Source organism: Saccharibacillus qingshengii, assembly GCF_013185195.1.
In the GTDB taxonomy this organism is placed as follows: domain Bacteria; phylum Bacillota; class Bacilli; order Paenibacillales; family Paenibacillaceae; genus Saccharibacillus; species Saccharibacillus qingshengii.
In genome coordinates this window covers 35222-51812 of record NZ_JAAZWC010000001.1, presented here as the reverse complement: position 1 = coordinate 51812, position 16591 = coordinate 35222, and the positions used below count along the sequence as shown (strand labels likewise).

General features: G+C 57.5%; 12 protein-coding genes and 1 pseudogene. 2 read left to right on the top strand and 11 right to left on the bottom strand.

The window, feature by feature from the left end:
• Positions 1-37 precede the first annotated feature (37 nt).
• From HRQ60_RS00180 to HRQ60_RS00140, 9 genes are all read right to left on the bottom strand, one after another.
• On the bottom strand, positions 38-943 hold the full coding sequence (locus HRQ60_RS00180; RefSeq protein ID WP_172193632.1) for a carbohydrate ABC transporter permease: 906 nt from the start codon (positions 941-943) through the stop codon (positions 38-40).
• Positions 944-958: 15 nt separating this feature from the next.
• The gene (locus HRQ60_RS00175; protein ID WP_172193631.1) at positions 959-1915 is read right to left on the bottom strand and encodes an ABC transporter permease; all 957 of its coding nucleotides are present in this window, start codon (positions 1913-1915) and stop codon (positions 959-961) included.
• Positions 1916-2006: 91 nt separating this feature from the next.
• A complete protein-coding gene (locus HRQ60_RS00170) occupies positions 2007-3644 on the bottom strand; it encodes an ABC transporter substrate-binding protein (protein WP_246280960.1) in 1638 nt (545 codons plus the stop codon).
• Positions 3645-3795: 151 nt separating this feature from the next.
• Positions 3796-5355 (bottom strand): response regulator transcription factor, encoded by a 1560-nt coding sequence (locus HRQ60_RS00165; protein ID WP_172193629.1) that lies wholly within the window; start codon positions 5353-5355, stop codon positions 3796-3798.
• A gap of 2 nt (positions 5356-5357) precedes the next feature.
• Positions 5358-7178: a sensor histidine kinase gene (locus HRQ60_RS00160; protein ID WP_172193628.1), complete on the bottom strand. Its 1821-nt coding sequence runs from the start codon at positions 7176-7178 to the stop codon at positions 5358-5360.
• Positions 7175-8695, bottom strand: a complete 1521-nt coding sequence (locus tag HRQ60_RS00155) for a response regulator (RefSeq protein ID WP_172193627.1) — start codon at positions 8693-8695, stop codon at positions 7175-7177. Before HRQ60_RS00155 ends, HRQ60_RS00160 begins: the two co-directional genes overlap by 4 nt.
• Positions 8696-8810: 115 nt before the next feature.
• Positions 8811-10181: an AraC family transcriptional regulator gene (locus tag HRQ60_RS00150; RefSeq protein WP_172193626.1), complete on the bottom strand. Its 1371-nt coding sequence runs from the start codon at positions 10179-10181 to the stop codon at positions 8811-8813.
• A 104-nt stretch (positions 10182-10285) separates the two neighbouring features.
• On the bottom strand, positions 10286-12100 hold the full coding sequence (locus HRQ60_RS00145; RefSeq protein WP_172193625.1) for a glycoside hydrolase family 35 protein: 1815 nt from the start codon (positions 12098-12100) through the stop codon (positions 10286-10288).
• An 84-nt stretch (positions 12101-12184) separates the two neighbouring features.
• Positions 12185-13102, bottom strand: coding sequence for a LysR family transcriptional regulator (locus HRQ60_RS00140; RefSeq protein ID WP_172193624.1), 918 nt, complete (start codon positions 13100-13102; stop codon positions 12185-12187).
• Between the two features lie 160 nt (positions 13103-13262).
• On the opposite strand from HRQ60_RS00140, the gene HRQ60_RS00135 reads away from it, so the two are divergent.
• Positions 13263-14216: a DMT family transporter gene (locus tag HRQ60_RS00135; protein ID WP_172193623.1), complete on the top strand. Its 954-nt coding sequence runs from the start codon at positions 13263-13265 to the stop codon at positions 14214-14216.
• 325 nt (positions 14217-14541) lie between these two features.
• Here HRQ60_RS00135 and HRQ60_RS24065 read toward each other — a convergent pair.
• Positions 14542-14673: pseudogene (locus HRQ60_RS24065) on the bottom strand (hypothetical protein); the annotation flags it as partial.
• Positions 14670-15266 carry a GNAT family N-acetyltransferase gene (locus tag HRQ60_RS00125; protein WP_172193622.1) on the bottom strand — a complete coding sequence of 199 codons (597 nt, stop codon included), beginning with the start codon at positions 15264-15266 and terminating at the stop codon, positions 14670-14672. The pseudogene HRQ60_RS24065 and the gene HRQ60_RS00125, both read right to left, overlap by 4 nt.
• A gap of 99 nt (positions 15267-15365) precedes the next feature.
• Here HRQ60_RS00125 and HRQ60_RS00120 point away from each other — a divergent pair, with 99 nt between their 5' ends.
• A complete protein-coding gene (locus HRQ60_RS00120) occupies positions 15366-16565 on the top strand; it encodes an acyltransferase (RefSeq protein WP_172193621.1) in 1200 nt (399 codons plus the stop codon).
• Positions 16566-16591 lie beyond the last annotated feature (26 nt).

The following is a 16591-nucleotide window of genomic DNA, read 5'->3' as shown; positions in this document are numbered from 1 at the left end:
CTCCTTTTCATGTGCGTTTGCCGGCTTGTTCGCCGCTTTATTCCTTGACGCTGCCCAACTGCAGACCGTGTACGAAATACTTTTGCAAAAACGGATAGACAACGAGGATCGGCAGCGACGCTACGATCGTGATCGCGGCGCGGATCGATACCGGCGTCACCATATTTTGCGCGGCGGCGTTCGGATCCGCTCCACTGGACACGGCGGCGCTGCTGTTCAGGTTCATCGAAGAAGACAGCAGCTTCATCAGCTCGAACTGAAGGGTACTGAGTTCCTGCTTCGACGAAGCGTACAGGAAAGTATCGAACCAGGAGTTCCACTGCCCGACCGCCACGAACAGCGCCACGGTGGCGAGTACAGGCTGGCAGAGCGGCAGGATGATCGAGATGAAGGTCCGGAAATCGCCTGCGCCGTCGATCTTGGCCGATTCGATCAACCCTTCCGGGAGCGTCTGGATGTACGTCCGGATTACGATCATGTTAAAAGCACTGACCAGTCCGGGCACGATATAGACCAGGAAGTTGTTCAGCAGATGCAGGTCTTTCATCAGAAAATAAGTCGGAATCAGACCCGCGCTGAAGTACATCGTCAGCACGACCAGAATCGTGATCGGCTTGCGCAGGATATAATCTTTGCGGCTGAGCGTATACGCGAGCATCGAAGTCAGGAACAGACTGAGCACCGTAGCCAGCACGGTTCGGGCCACCGAGACCCAGAACGCGTTCAGAATGTTGCCGTTCGCGAACACGGCGCGGTAATTCTGATCGGTCCAGATTCTCGGCCACAGATAGATGCCTCCGCGGATCGTATCGTTGCCCGCATTCAGGGACACCGCGAACGTATTGAGAAACGGGTACAGCGTAACCACGGCCACGGCGATCATCAACAGGCCGTTCAGCGTGTGGAAAATAAACGGTTCGATCTGCGTTTTTTTGGCGTTCATCGCTTTCGTCCTCCCCTAGATCAGCCGGTCTTCGCCGAGCCGCTTCGCGATTGTATTGGCGGCAAAGATCAGCGTGATGCTGACGACCGTCTTGAATATGCCGGCCGCGGTCGCAAGCGAGTAGTTGCCGATCTGCAGGCCGTATTTCAATACGAAAATATCGATGGTCTGCGACCAGTCCACAACGACGCCGTTGCCGAGCAGGTACTGTACTTCAAAGCCCGCTTCAAGCATCCAGCCCATATTCATGATCAGCAGGATCACGACGATCGACTTGATGCCCGGCAGCGTGATATACAGCATTTTGTGATATCGGTTCGCTCCGTCGATCTCCGCGGCTTCATACTGCGAAGGATCGATCGAGGTGATGGCCGCAAGATAGATAATGGCGTTCCAGCCAAGTTCTTTCCATACATGGGAACCGCCGACGATGCCCCAGAAATACTCCGGTACGCTGAGCCACATAATCGGTTCGTTGATCAGCCCCAGGTTCATCAGCACCACGTTCACGATCCCGCCGTCGACCGACAGAGAGCTTGCCACGATGCCCGTTACGATGATCCAGGACAGAAAGTGCGGCAGATACGAGACGGTTTGAATGGTTCTTTTGAAAAAGCGTCCTTTGATTTCGTTCAGCAGCAGCGCGAACACAATTGCGGTGACAAAGCCCAGGATCATATTGATCAGACTCATCGCGACCGTGTTGCGAAGCACGCGCAGGAAAGCGTCGTCCGTAAACAGGAACGCAAAGTGTTTGAATCCGACCCATTTTTGTTCCGAGAACACTTTGGCGGGACTGTAATCCTGAAAAGCCATAACCCAACCCCAGATCGGGTAATACGAGAAGATAAGGATATAGACAACGATTGGCAGCGACATGAACATGAGCTGCTTTTGACTGCGCAGACGCTTCAATAGCGATGTTTTGGGCAAACCCGCGGATGCGGAACTGCTCGGAACGGCTTTGGCCATAATACTTTCCCCCTAACCGGCTATTCGGACTCGATTGGCGGCAAAGGACGGAAGAAGCGGCTGCCGCTCCTCCCGATCCTGCCTCCTTGGGTTACTTGTCCGTGGCCCAGTTTTTGATGCGCCATTGGATTTGTTCGTTAACGCGTTCTTCATAAGCTTTGACATTGATCTTGCCAAAAGCTTCGACATATTTGCTCCAGGCCGCCTCGAAGTTTGCGCTGTCGGCCATGACCGCCTGCGGCAGATACTTAAGCGAAGTGTCGGTCATCTGTTTGTTCGCGACGGAAGCGTCGGAACCTTCGATCAGATCGATCTGCCAAGCCGGGTAATAGACGGGATTCTCGGGAGCCGGCGAGAAGAAATCGCTCCAGGTCTTGAATCCGTAAGTATCAAGCAGTTTCTTGTCTTCGTCGCGCAGACTGGCGTAGAATTCTTCCGGTTGGTCGCCGGGGCCCGTCGCATTGCCGTCGCTGAACGTACCCTGCGTCTTCGGTACGGCTCCATAGAATCCGTCCGCGCGGTTGGCAAGTTTCCAGGCCGGATCTTCCTGCTGCTTGCGCTGTTCCGGCGTACGGTAGAACCGACCTTTGTCGTCGACCATGTAATCGACGCCTTCTTCGCCCCAGCTCAGCATCTTCTGGTAGTCCTCGCCCATCAGGGCATCTAGGAACTTGATGATGCGTACCGGATCTTCGGCGTTCTTGCTGATCCCGAAGCCGTTGTTCAAGTTAATGACCGGACGGTCGAGATAATGGTCCTTGATACTCGTATCGTAGACAAGCGGGAATCCGACATAGGTCTGATCGATTTTGTTCTGCGAGACCAGCGTATCTTCGGCCGGCTGGAAGTTCCAGTGCTGGTCGAACATGCCGAGTACGCGTCCCGACGATACTTTGGCCAGATATTGGTCGTAGTTCTGGACGAACGCTTCTTTGTCGAACAGCCCTTCGTTATACAGACCGTTCAGCGCTTGATAGTACTGTTTGGACATATCCTTGTCCGCAAAGACCGTCGCGACGTCGTTGTCGACGACGACGCCTCCGTCGTTGGGGTGCCCGGTGAGATGCTCCGGCGGATTCAGCAGCGGGAACGTTCGCCAATCCGAAGCGAGTGTCGTAAAACCGATGGTCGGCTGGCCGTCGATCGTCGGGTTCTTGGCTTCGTAGTCGCGAATCAACTTCATGTATTCGTCGAGCGTCTTGGGCGTCGGATAACCGGCGTCTTTCAAGATGGCTTTCTGAATCCAAAAAGCCGGACCCGAGTAGGAGCTGCTGTTGAACTCCCCGGAATAAGCGCCATAGTTCGGCAGCCAGTAGATATGGCCGTCACTGGAGTCTTTCATCCGGTTCCAATGTTTCTCGTAGTGCTTTTTCAGATTGGGCGCATGCTCTTCGATCAGATCTTCCAGCGGAATGACGGCTCCGGCCGCGACCAGCTTGGTATCGGCGGTAATCAGGTCCGGATAATCGCCGCCGGCGATCATGACTCCGAGTTTCTGCTGCAGATCCCCGACCAGGAATTCCATGTTCAGTTTGACCCCAAGGTCGTCCTGAATCTTTTTGTAAATCCGGTTATCGGCGGTCGGTGCCTGATTCGGTGTACTGATAAAAGCCGAGATGGTTACGACTTTCGAACCGTCCTTCGCATTTTCCGCTTCTTCGCCTCCGCACGCGCTGAGCGTCAATGCAGCCGCAAGAATCAAGGACGTCGCTCCCCACAGTTTTTTCATGTTCAACCCCCTCATATGTTGTCCTCTTTCGAGATTGGATCGTTTGTACTCTTTTATTATGATCTAATGTATACGCTTTCATAATAGGCAGACTTAAGCTTCTTCCCCCCTAAATTTAAGGCTATTTCCGTTCCTTACAAAAAAAGGACGCTCAGCATAAAGCCTGCGCCCTGTACTCCGCCGGCTTGAGGCCGGTCTTCTTCTCGAATTGTTTAAGAAAATGCGGATAGCCTTTGTATCCGACCCGCTCGGCAATCGCGCAGGAAGGCAGATCGCTCTCCAGCAGCAGCCTGCAGGCTTCCCCGATCCGCAGATCGTGTACGAACTGCGCGATCCCCATCCCGTAGCGGCGGGCAAAAGACTGTCCCAGGTAAACGGGATGCACATAGAATCGTTCCGCCAGTTCCCGGATCGTAAAACTCTCGGTGTAGCGGCTGCGCAGAAAATCCGCCACCTGCGCCTGCACCCCGCCCCCGCTCCGCTCGGCCAGCAGCGACGCTTCCGTATGGCAGTCCAGACAAAAGTCTTCCAACCGCCGCTGCGTCTCCGCAAGGTTCGGCAGCAGGGTCACCCCGCCGCAAAAAGGCGATCGGCGTATCGTTTCTTCGAAGTCGCCTCCGAGCTCCTGACAGACCGAAGCGCAGCGCAGGACAATTCGCGCCGCGAACATCTCGACCAGATCGGGAGAAGTCCTTCTGCGTTCAAATTGCAGGAACGTTTCCCGCAGAGCAAGCCGAATCTCTTCCTTGCTCCCGCTCTCGGTCAATGCCGCGATCCGGTCCGCTTCTCCAAGCTCCGCCGCATCAAAAGACAGCACGTTGGAGGCGGTGTCCGCATGAACGGCAAAATCCGATCCGCCGAAAAACAACAGCTGCGCGGCTTCCTCGGCGCTGTCGAGCGACGTACGCAGTTCTTCCAGTCGGTCCACGCTTCGTCCGGCAGCCAGGCGTACCCGTCCCCGTGCTTCACCGGGAAGCGAACGGAGCAGTTCGCCAGCAAAAAGGCGCGCTTCCTCGGTAGGGTCCCGATCCGCCGGAATACCGACCACGATCCCCGACAAGCCGCGTCCGGACTCGACCCACCGGCAGCAGCGCCTGCTCTCTTCGGCCGAACGGACAATCTCGCGCGCCGCCTGCATCCACTCGGCGTTGGCCGTCAGCCGCATATACACCCAGCTTGCGGCCGTATCGGACATCCGCTCAAGCGCCGGTTCGACCGGCCCGGAATCATCCCGGCGTTCGCCGAACAGGATCGACGAGAGTGCCCTGCGCTCTGTCAGCGCTTCGGCATGACGCGTCTGCGTAAGCAGCGCTCCTTGTTCCCCGAGCTGCCCGCTCAGACGCCTCAGCATCTCCTCGGTTTCTTCGTCCATCAGCGGCTTGGTGAGGTAATTGGATACACCCAGGCGCATAGCGCGGCGGGCATAATCGAAGTCGTCGTAACCGCTCGTAATCACAAACAAAGTAGAAAAGTCGCCCGCTTTGCGCGTTTCTTCGATCAGCTGCAGCCCGTCCATCACCGGCATGCGGATATCGGTGACGACCAGATCGGGTGCGGCGCTGCGGATATGTTGGAGAGCTTCCTCCCCGTTTTCGCAGATCCCATCGACGCGAAAACCGTATTTTTCCCAATCGATCATCCATCTCAGTCCTTCGATTGCCAGAGGCTCGTCATCGACAAGCAGCACTTTGTAGCTCTTCTCCATCTCCATCGTTACGCCTCCTTGTCCCACGGATAAGCGGCCTCTTCTTCCTCCTGGTTCAACCAGCAGGGCGGAATAACAAATCCCGCTTCGGTCCCCTGCCCGGCCCGGCTGCGAATAAGAAGTCTGACATCTCGTTGGTAAAACAGCTCCAGGCGCCTGTGCACATTGCGAAGTCCGACATTGTTCCCACCGCCCGACGGGCATTCCAGGTGCATCCGATCTTCTACCTGACGGAGCTTCTCTTCATTCATGCCGATACCGTTGTCCCGGACGAAAAGCGCAAGTCCGTCGGCACTCAAACGAACCGAAATACGGATCATACGCCCCGACTTCCGACCTTGAAGCCCGTGTTTGCAGGCATTTTCGACAAGGGGCTGGATGCTCATCCGCGGAATCCGAAGTTTCGCGGCCTCCGGCTCTACCTCGAACTCATAATCGAACCGGTCGCCGAAGCGGAATTTCTCGATTTCGAGATACATGCGGGTAAATTGAAGTTCTTCTTCCAGCGGCACCCGATCATCCGGGCGACTGAGCAGCTGCCGCATCAACAGCGACAGGTTTTTGACGATGGTCGTCACTTCGCGATAGCCGTTTCGGGTGCAGACGACCAGCACGGCGTTCAGCGTATTGAACAGGAAATGGGGATTCACCTGACTCTGCAGCATGGCCAATTCGGTTCTCACACGGTCCAGCTCCAGATTCTTTTGACGAATTTCCAGTTTGTAGACATCGTTGATCAACGAGCGGATCCGTCCGGTCATCAGATTGAAGGCATGAATCAGCCCGCCGATCTCATCCCGTCCTTCCGGAATATCGATCAGGTCGAACTTTTCGCTGCGTACCTTTTCCATATGGCGGGATAACCGTTTGATACGGGAATGATAAGAACGGAATATAAAAAAGATCAGCAGCGAAGGCACAATCGTACTGAAAATGCCCAGAACCAGAATGGAGCGCAGCGATTCGTGTCTCAGCCCGTTGATATAGCGGGTATCCGAGATTCCGACAAGCTTCCAGCCTTTGACGTAACTCAAGCTTCCAAGCGGCCTCTCCAGCGCAAAGCCCGATTCCGCTTCTTGGGAGGTCAATTTGGCATTGGCATAAAATTCGCCTTCGCCGTCCCTCCCGCCCTGTCCGTCAGCTACAACCCGGTTGCGTCCGTCTACCAACTTGAACTGGACGCTCCCGTGTTCCCGGTTCAAAATGTCCGATACCCGTCCGAGATCCAGATCGACACGCGAATATTTGGCATATCTCGCATAGGAAGGGTACACATCCATCCGGCCTACGATACTGATCCGGCGTCCGGGTTTGTACGCTTCTTCGTCCCGGTAGGCGGATACCGCCACAGCCGACGCCGAAGCGCCCAGAGGCTCCATCCATACGGGTCTGCCTTTTTCCTGCCGGATAACCCGGTAATTCGAACCTTCCTGAATGGTCCGGTTTGTCGTGTAGACGCGCACATCCAGAATATTCGCGGACATATACCGGGTAAGCTTATCCCTCAGAAAACCGTCGTACATCGTATAATAGTCCGACGGAGAATCGTAGGTGCGGTCGAGGGCTTCGTACAGCGAATCGTCGGCCGCGATCGATCGGCTCAGCGCCACGCTCTCGTCAATCATGCCAAGCAGCTCGCCGCCGGCCCGTTCGACGGATCGGCGAAGATTTTCGCGCTCGCGTATTTCGATATCCGCCGACGTCCGCGCATAGAAGAACAGGTTGATCGACATGATCGGCAGCAGCACGCACAGCAGATAGATCAGCAAAAACTTCCGTTTAAGCGGAATATCGTTGAGTTTGGGCAAAGAAAAACTTCGGCGTCTCATCGCTTTCTCCCCCGTTCTCGCGACCGGTAAAGCGAAGGCAGTTCGCCGGTAACGGCTCTGAACTTGGCGGCGAAGTATTCCGTATCGTGATAACCCAGTTCGCCGGCGATCTCGGAGATCTTCCGGTCCGTGCGACGCAGCAGCCTCTGGGCTTCTTCCGCGCGCAGGCGGTGCATATATTCGTTAAATCCGTATCCGGTCTCGCGCTTGAACTGCTGACCGAAATAAATCGGACTCAGACCGGCTTTGTCGGCCAGATCGCGCAGCTGAAGTTTGTCCCGATAATGGGTCCGGACATACTCGACCGCTTCGGCAATCGGGGCCGCCGGCGTATAACCGGCAGGATGCTTGCTCCGTACAGCCTCGGCGGCTTCGACGCAGCGGCGCTGCAGCTTCGCTTCCGCGAAGCGGTCGATACGGTCGGCACGCAGGTCCGAACAGGGCAGATCGGGCGGCGATTTCTTCTGCTCCCGGTGCAGCAGCTCTCCGTACAAATAGCGGACTACGCCTTCCGTCCAGCCGACCGGGGCAAGCAGACGTCCGAACAGACGGAACAATTCCGTTACCTCCCGGGCAGCCGCTTCGGGCTCTCCGTCTTCGACCCGCTTCAATATGGCTTCGGCCGAAGCCATACATGCCGCAAAACCTACGTTCCCGGCCGTTTGCGTATCCGCATACCGGTATACGGCCGCTTCGCGAAGAGGAGCGGCGCGTTCCCGCAGATTTATCGCCTGACCGTAGAGCAGCGGAAGCGATTCGCAGCCTCTGCCTCCTCCGCTGACATATACGGACAGACCGGAAGCCGCCGAGCGAAGCCGGGTCAGGCGGCAGTCTATTCCTTCGGGCATACAGGCCGCGAGCAGCCCGGCCCTGCCGGGTCCGTCGTCGAACGTCCAGGCCTCGGTCCCCGCTGCACGCAGGTCGTCCGCCAACTGCCTAAGGGAATCCCTCGCGGAGACTCTGCCGGAGAACGCCGGATTCTCCGCAGCTTCGCCCAGCAGCACGCAAAACGGCGTATTTGCCGCCGCTCCCGGCAGGGAAGCGCCTTCTGCCGGGCTTTCGCCGCGGAGCAGCCGAACGAGGAGCGCTTCTTCGGAAGCGTCGCGCAGCGCGGCGGCCGCTTTGCGTTGGGTGCGGCCTTGATCCAGCAGCATGAGCAGTTCTCCCAGCATCGCATGAATTTCTTCCGTTACGATCGGTTTCAGCACATAGCGGTCCGCTCCGCTCCGCAGCGCCTGCTGGGCATAACCGAACTCGGTATACCCGCTGACAATCACACTCCGCACATAAGAATCGGGGCGGCTTTTGAGCGTTTGGATCAGCTCCAGCCCGTTCAATACCGGCATCCGGATATCCGTGACAACCAGATCCGGATGGTGGACGCCAAACAGTTCCAGCGCTTCTTCTCCGTCGGATGCAGTACCGCATAATTCGTAACCGTGCCCTTCCCAATCGATCATGGTCTTCCAGCCTTCGAGCATCAGCGGCTCATCGTCCGCCACGATGACTTTGTACATGCGCTTCTCCCCCTGTGCTTCGATTTGGTTCCAGTATGTCATCAGCAGACAGGGCAGGCAATGTACACATCTACGTTTTGTTGGATAATTCTACACCCATTTGTAAGCGTATTCTTTAGTCTTCGGACGCTTTCGACCGATAAGAGGCTGGGCTGCAGCCGACAGCCGACTTGAAGCTGCGGCTGAAATAGGCCGGGTCCGCGTATCCCGTCTGGCGGGCAACCTGATGCACTTTCAGCGAGGTCTGCTGGAGCAGCAGGCAGGCCCGGTTGATCCGGATCCGGGTCAAATGCCAGGTGAACGAACGGCCCGTCTCCGCCGTAAACAGCGCACTCAGATAATTGGGTGTCAGCTTGAGCCGCAGCGCCAGCCTGTGCAGCGTAAGCTCGGGATCCGCATAGTCCGACTCGATCGCCAGCAGAGCCAACCGGACAGCCCGGTTCATAAAGTCAAAGTTCGGCAGCGGATCGAAAGGTTCGTTTAAGCCCAGGCGGCCCAGACTTTGATGATACAGACTTTTCAATTCGCCCGGCGAAGCGGCCACTCCGCCGATTCCCAGCCGAACCGTTTCGTTCAGCCGCCGCTCCAGCAGTCTTCTGCAGTCCGCCGCATATTCTTCAAGTGGAGGTACGCTGTATCCGTCCGCAAACAGCACCGCTGTCAGCAGCTGTTCGCCGGCAGCCACTACGGAAGTCCCGAATCCGGACAGCGCATCTTCGAGCAGCGTCTTGGCCAGAAAGCGGTCGGGCTTGGTCCAAAACGCCCGGTCCGGCACCATCACGGTAAACAACCCGACCCAGTTGAACGGAGGGAACAGCGAGCGGTCGCTGAGCAGATCCCCGACATAAGGATCGCCGAGGAAATCCTGCATTTTTTTCTCCAAGGCATAACGTTCCCGCAGCAGCCGCGCCGCTTCCGGCTGTGCGCCGCCCGGCGAGGAGAAATCCGTGTCCGCTTCCGGCAGGGCAAACGCATATTGGCACAGTTCGAGCAGAATCCGGAGAATCGAAGCGCGGATTGCAAAAGACTCCGAAGAAGGCTCTTCCTCTTCCCCGCCGGACAGACGCGACAAGCGTTCCAAATCGGGCTGAAGCCTCGTTGTCAGTTCCGAATCGGCGGCAAACAGACTGCTGCCCAGCGACGCAATCCGGCCGTACATGACCGCATCGTCGATATCAAAATGGATACAAAAATAGGTCATGGTATTCGATTTCCCGATCCGGCTCTCGTGTCTGCATCCGGGCGCGAGCAGCAGCAGCTCCCCCGGATGCTGGATATGGGGCTCTCCGCCGATCCGCGTGATCTGCTGCCCTTCTATTACATAATTCAGCTCGAACAGCGCATGATCATGCGGCGGATACGACCATCCCGACGCCACTTTGCGCCAATGCGCGCCGCACATTTGAAAAGAAAAACGCAGATCCGGCAGCGCATACTGCCCGAGATTGAATTCTCTTCCTCCTCCCGCTTCGGAAGTCCAGGACATCTTGTTTCCTCCTTTTTTGAAGATACGCTTATTGATGAAAAAAACGAGCCTACCTTTCGGACGAAAGGCAGGCTCGTTTCCGCTTCGGGCTTCAAATTCCGACCTCAGCCCAGGTCCGCCCGGTCCGTTAATTCGACAAACGGGGGTGAAGCCTCCTCCGCAGACTCGTTGTTCCCGACGAAGCCGTGCAGCTCGAACACCACGATCTCATTGCTGCCGCTGCGCAGCAGGGGAGCCGGCACGTAGAGCGTCCGGGTCGGGCCGGCCTGCCAGTAGCGGCCCAGCAGGAACCCGTTCACCCAGACGTTTCCTTTGCCCCAGCCGTCCGTGCGAACGAACGTATCGGCCGGTTCTTCGACCGCAAAAGTGCCGCGGTAGAACGCGGGACGCGCTCCGGCCGATTCTTCGCCCGAGAACGCCGCTTCGTTCTTCGCGCTGCTCAACGAAGCGAATTCGAGAGCCGACAAATCGTCCAGCGGCAGCGGCGTAATCTCCCACCCGTGCAGGAATTGATTGCCGACGCGCACGCCTTCGGTAATGCCTTTGCGATCGCGCATCAGCGGCCCGTAATTGATCCGGCCCATATTCTCGACCAGAATGTCGAGGCGCAGCCCGCCTTCCGGTACGCGAAGCACGGTACCTTCCTGCGGTTCCCAGCGGTTGACAAGCGCGATCTGCTTGCCGTCCGCGAAAACGATCGCCCGGTCGCGCACCTCCTGCAGGAAGAGCTTCCCTCCGTTATGTTCACTGCCGATCATGGTCGTATACAGAATGAAGCCGTAGGCCTGGCCGACTTTTTCCATCGGTTCCGGAACGGCACTGCGGATCGGATCGCCGGGCAAACGGACCGCCTGCTCGAACAACCCGGCCGACTCCCGCAGTTCGACGCGCCCGTAGGCCTGCTTGGACAGAGGGGCCGGCGGCTCCGGCGGCGTCAGTCCCAGACGCTTCGACAGCAGTTCGCGCACCGCGAAGTATGCTTCCGACGGATCTCCGCTTTCGCTCAGCAGCGCGCTGTAATCGTAGCTGGTAACGGTCGGCTCGTAATGGTTGACATGGTTCGCGCCGTTCATGAAACCGAAGTTGGTTCCGCCGTGGAACATATAGAAGTTGAACGAAGCTTCAAGATCCAGCATCTGCCCGACCTCCGTTACGATCTCGGCTGCGGAGCGTGTATGGTGAGGCCCCAACCAGCGATCGAACCAGCCGTCCCAGAATTCCATGACCATGAGCGGGCCTTCCGGCTGATGCCGGCGCAGTTCTTCGAACGCCCCGGCCGTCCCCGAACCGAAATTGACCGTCGCCAGCGTTCCGGCGAGCGAGCCGGCGCGCAGCATGGACACTTCTGGGCCGTCGGACGTGAACAGCAGCACGTCCATGCCGCGGCGGATCATCCCGTCTCGCAAATATTCCAGATATTCCGTATCCGACCCGTAGCTGCCGTATTCGTTCTCGATTTGCAGAGCGATAATCGGTCCGCCTGCGCTGCACAGCAGCGGGTGAAGACGCGGCAGCAGCTCGTCGAAGTAAGCATCCACTTTGGACAGATAAGCCGCATCCGAGCAGCGCAGACGCAGATCCCCGTCTTCGAGCAGCCAAGCCGGCAGCCCTCCGAATTCCCATTCCGCGCAGATATACGGGCTCGGACGGACGATGACATGCAGACCCAGAGAGCCGGCCAAGCGCACGAAGGCTTCGAGATCGGCGATGCCGTCGAAGACGAAATGTCCTTCCCGCGGTTCATGCAGATTCCACGGCACATACGTCTCGACCGTATTGAAGCCGCAGGCGATCAACCTGCGGAGACGGTCCTCCCAATATTCCGGCACGACGCGGAAATAATGAATCGCTCCCGAACGCAGCTGAATCGGTTCATTTTCGTAATAAAAGTGGTTTCCTCTGGTCTCGAACGTCGGCATAAGCGCCCTCCCTTATATACGGACTGCAGTTCTCCACAACCAAGCGGCCGCATACCACCGGTGCAGGCAGCGCCCTCTGGATCTCTATAGAGAGAACTTCGCGCCCAAGCCTCCCCCTTCCTGCCTCCCGTCGCAAAAAGCCGGGTAAGCCTCGACATGTTCCAGAAACCTGCGCAGGGCGGGCGAAGCGTGTTCACCGCTTTTGAGGCAGATTCCGAGCCGGCGATAGGCGGGAACGCTAAGTTCTTTTTGCACCACGCGGTACGGGGTCCGGTTCAGCACAAGTTCCGGGAGAATACTGATACCCAGGCCGCTCTCGACCATGGAGATGATCGCATAATCGTCCCGGGCGGTAAAACGCACTTTGGGATGGATACCGTGCAGCTCGAAGATATCCCGAATCTCGTTGACGGTGCCTTCTTCCAGCAGCAGAAAAGGCTCTTCGCCAAGCATCTCGACCGGGAAGCGTTCCAGGTCCGCCAGCGGATGATTCTCGGGCAGAATCACAACCAAGCGATCCTGCATCAGAAACCGGCTCTCAAAGTCCGGCCGCACGGGCAGGCGCTGGAAACCGCAGTCGGCCTGCCCGGTGTCGAGCCAATTCTCGATATCGCTGTAATGACCGTGCAGCAGTTCGAAGTCCACCCCCGGATACTGCTGCTGGAACGTCTGGATCAGTCCCGGCAGCCAGTTGACGGCGGCACTGGTAAACGTGGCGAGGCGGATCAATCCCGAACGGAGCCCGCGCAGATTCGCCGTCTCGTCGATCAGTTCCCGATGCGCCTGGACCACCTGACGGATATACGGCAGCAGACGCTGTCCGTCCGATGTCAAGCGGATGCCGGAGCGGTCCCGGATCAGCAGGGTCAGCCGCCATTCTTTTTCGAGCGCGTTCAGCATATGGCTGATACTGGACTGCGTATAACCGAGCGAGGCCGCGGCTTTGGTCAGGCTTCCGGTCTCGAGCGTTTTGAGAAAAGCTTCGTATTTGTGCGTGGACATCCTGGCCCTCTTTCCATCATTAAAATTGTTCATGTTAACCATGAAAAACATTCGCTTTGCTCATGCTTTTCTTCAACTTATACTGAGAAAGGCAAAAAATCAACGGATTTTTATGCAGGTTCCCTAAACTCTATACGACCGGAAAAGGATGACGAAAAGAATGAAGATGCACATGACGAAAAAAACGGCCGATCTGTCGATCGCCCTGGTCTCGGCGGCCTGGGGCTCGTCTTATTTGCTGATGAAATTGGGCCTCGACGGGATGGAACCGTTCATGCTGATCGCCTGGCGGTTCCTATTGGCCTTCGCGCTGACGGCGCCGCTGTTCGGGCGCCGAATACGGCTGGCCGACCTGAAGACGGTCGGCTATGCCGCGGTGCTGGGCTTCGTACTGTTCGTCATGCTGGCGCTGCTCATTACGGGACTTGAGACGACGACCGCGTCATCGGCCGGTTTCCTGACCAGCGCCATGGTCGTCTTTGTCCCGATGATCCAGCTCGCGATCACCCGCCGGCGGCCGAGTCTTGCCATGACCGCAGGCATCGTGCTGACGATGGGCGGTATCGCGCTGCTCACCCTGCAGCATTCGCTGACGTTCGAGAGCGGATCGCTGCTCTGCCTGCTCGGGGCCTTCGTCTACGCCGTGCATATCATTCTGACGAACCGGTTCGCCAAACGCGCCGACGGCCTGACGCTGGGCGTGCTTCAGCTCGGATTCACCGGATTGTTCGGATTGATGTTGGGACTGGGGTTCGAGACGCCTTCGATCCCTCAGGGCGCTTCGCAGTGGACCGCCGTCATCGGTCTTGCGGTGATCTGCAGCGCGTTCGGATTCGTGATGCAGACCGTCGCGCAGAAACATACGACGCCCGAACGAATCGGCGTGCTGTTCTCGCTGGAACCGGTCTTCGCCGCTTTGTTCGGCTTCGTGTTCCTGGGCGAGATGCTCGGCACGCAGGGGTATCTGGGTGCCCTGCTCATTCTCGGAGGCGTCATGGTGTCGGGACTCAGATCCGCTCCGGCCCGTTCGCTGCCCCGCCCGCCGCGTATTCCGGGAATCCGTTCAAGATCCCGCGCCAAAGACCGCAGTCTTCGGACGGAAGCCGGCGCGTAATCCCGGCCGTTGGGACTTCCCCCTGCTCGCTCTTTTCCGATCTCTTGCATAGAAGCATGAAAGCCCGTTCCGGCAGTTTGCCGGAACGGGCTTTTTCGTACGGACGACTTCATTTTCGCGGCTTCTGGGAATCTTTCCTTCGCGCCGCGCCTGTCCATTCCGCCTTATGCGCCGCATACCTGACTTTGAAGTGCCTATAGAACTTCAAAGTGCGTACTGTTCACGCCGTCCTTCCGGCCGCACACTGAAGCGGAAAGCAAACAGAGCCGTCACCCAAAAAGGAGCGAATATCCATGAATGTATCCAACCCTGCAGATCGAACCGGACGAATCGACCCTGCCCGCCGAACCGAAAGTCGCTTTGTCAGCAGAAACAGAATCACGGGTTTCCATTTGCCGCCGATCACTTCGAGTGTCGCTTCAACGGCCGTATTGTACACTTTGGACGGTTCGCTCACGGGTGCAGCGTCCGGCTGTCGTAATCGCTGCGCAGCATGCCGTACACCTTGGAATCGATATACTCGCCGTTGTAGGCAAATTCTTCGCGCTTGATACCTTCAAGCACGAAGCCGTTCTTGACATAGGTTCGCTCGGCTCTCGGGTTGAAGCTGTAGACCTCCAGCCCGATCCGGTGAAGATCCAATTCCTCGAAACCGTACCGTACGAACAAAGCGATCGCTTCCGAGCCGATGCCCCGCCCCTGACCCGCCGCGCCGATCAGAATTCGGAAGTTTACATTGCCCGTATTTTCATCATATTCGTTGAATACCGCTTCGCCGATCAAAGCTCCCGTTTCACGGTCCGTGATCGCCAGGTCCAGCCGGTCGTTCGACGCGTTGCGCGTGGCATACCATACCCGGATATGCTCCGCTTCTTCCAGGGTCGAAGATTTGCGCGCTTCGTCGTCGTTTGAGGCCGAACCCGTTAGACGCCGGACTTCAAGTTCTTCCAGAATCGGCACCATTTGTTCTCCGTCTCCTTCTTCAAAAGGACGCAGAATCGTTTTGACACCGTTCAGCACCGGCTTTCGTGTAAAATCCCTGTTTTTCATCTTGTACCTCCTCGGTTTGTTTCTCCCCGCATATAGAGTGAGTATAATAATAAGGCCGCTTGATTGCCAACCCATTTCAGAAAAAGGAGTGACTTTCCAATGTCCGCTATCTCTGCGCCGCTGCCTCCGGCCGAACCGCGCGTGTCGCGCGAACGTGTAGGGGAATGGGGACTGCTGCGCGGGCTGTCTTTTCTCGCGATCGCTTTGCAGCACAGCCTCGGCGAATACATTTACCGCAGCGATATTCGGTACCCGGATGCCGTAACGCTGGGTCTGCTGTACCATTTTATCCGCTATGGCACGCTCACCTTCGTTTTTCTCGCCGGCGCCATCCTTTTCTACCAATATGGACGTTCGAACAGACGATATGGTCCGGTTTTGCTCAAAAGAATCGGCGATATTTATATTCCGTTCGCCTGCTGGACGCTGCTGTATTGGATTGTCGTGAAATCCCTGTCGGGCGAAGTTTGGTTTCAAACGGGCGATCTGCCCAAGCTGCTCCAGCAGTTTATCGCGCCTACTTACGGCTATCATCTGTGGTTTGTCGTGATGATCTTCCAATTCTATCTGGTCTTCCCGCTGTTTCGCACCGCGGCGCAGAGGCTGGGCCGCTGGACGGGAGCCGGTATGACCGAAACTTCCCGCACACGCCGGATACTGCTGCTGATGCTTCTTCTGGCGCTGGCCTACGGCTGGCTCATGTACTTGTCCTATTACCGGATGCCGCTCTGGCAGACGGACGGACTATGGCACACGCTGCTTCAGTACCGCACTTACGAATTCCCGTATTATCTGTTCTATTTCGTACTTGGCGGGATCTGCGGAGCCCATATCGAACGGTTTCGTGCGCTGACGCTCAATCTTCTGCCTTGGAGCACGCTGGCTTTTATCGCGATGTACGTATGGATGAATGCCGATCTGCTGCGCTTCTCGGGTGAACAGATCAACCTCAACGTGTCCACCTATCTGAAGCCGACCAGCTTTATCGCCGTAACGGTGCAGATTCTGACGATCTACGGCTGGGCGCTGCTGCTGGACAAAAACGGCGGTTGGTGGAAAAAGATACTGCTGCTGTGCGGGAAATATTTGTTTGGCGCGTATCTGGCCCATGCGATGCTGCTGATGCTGATCGCCAATCGTACCCGGGACCTTACGCTGACCGGCTATCATCCGATCGCCGCCGTGGTCACCGCGCTGGTCGTTGCCGCCGCTTCGCTGCTGCTGTGCGCGGGACTGTCGCGCCTGCCGGGCGGGCGCTGGTTGACCGGCAGTGCCGGCAGCAAAAAGGAGAGCCGCTGATCCCGCGCGACTCTCCTTTTTCGGCT

Excerpts from the sequence above, each read along its gene's own strand:
- HRQ60_RS00135 (WP_172193623.1), top strand. The coding sequence starts at position 13,263 with ATGAAGATGCACATGACGAAAAAAACGGCCGATCTGTCGATCGCCCTG.
- HRQ60_RS00170 (WP_246280960.1), bottom strand. The coding sequence starts at position 3,644 with ATGAAAAAACTGTGGGGAGCGACGTCCTTGATTCTTGCGGCTGCATTG.
- HRQ60_RS00180 (WP_172193632.1), bottom strand. The coding sequence starts at position 943 with ATGAACGCCAAAAAAACGCAGATCGAACCGTTTATTTTCCACACGCTG.
- HRQ60_RS00165 (WP_172193629.1), bottom strand. The coding sequence starts at position 5,355 with ATGGAGATGGAGAAGAGCTACAAAGTGCTGCTTGTCGATGACGAGCCT.
- HRQ60_RS00175 (WP_172193631.1), bottom strand. The coding sequence starts at position 1,915 with ATGGCCAAAGCCGTTCCGAGCAGTTCCGCATCCGCGGGTTTGCCCAAA.
- HRQ60_RS00150 (WP_172193626.1), bottom strand. The coding sequence starts at position 10,181 with ATGTCCTGGACTTCCGAAGCGGGAGGAGGAAGAGAATTCAATCTCGGG.
- HRQ60_RS00155 (WP_172193627.1), bottom strand. The coding sequence starts at position 8,695 with ATGTACAAAGTCATCGTGGCGGACGATGAGCCGCTGATGCTCGAAGGC.
- HRQ60_RS00140 (WP_172193624.1), bottom strand. The coding sequence starts at position 13,102 with ATGTCCACGCACAAATACGAAGCTTTTCTCAAAACGCTCGAGACCGGA.
- HRQ60_RS00125 (WP_172193622.1), bottom strand. The coding sequence starts at position 15,266 with ATGAAAAACAGGGATTTTACACGAAAGCCGGTGCTGAACGGTGTCAAA.
- HRQ60_RS00120 (WP_172193621.1), top strand. The coding sequence starts at position 15,366 with ATGTCCGCTATCTCTGCGCCGCTGCCTCCGGCCGAACCGCGCGTGTCG.
- HRQ60_RS00145 (WP_172193625.1), bottom strand. The coding sequence starts at position 12,100 with ATGCCGACGTTCGAGACCAGAGGAAACCACTTTTATTACGAAAATGAA.
- HRQ60_RS00160 (WP_172193628.1), bottom strand. The coding sequence starts at position 7,178 with ATGAGACGCCGAAGTTTTTCTTTGCCCAAACTCAACGATATTCCGCTT.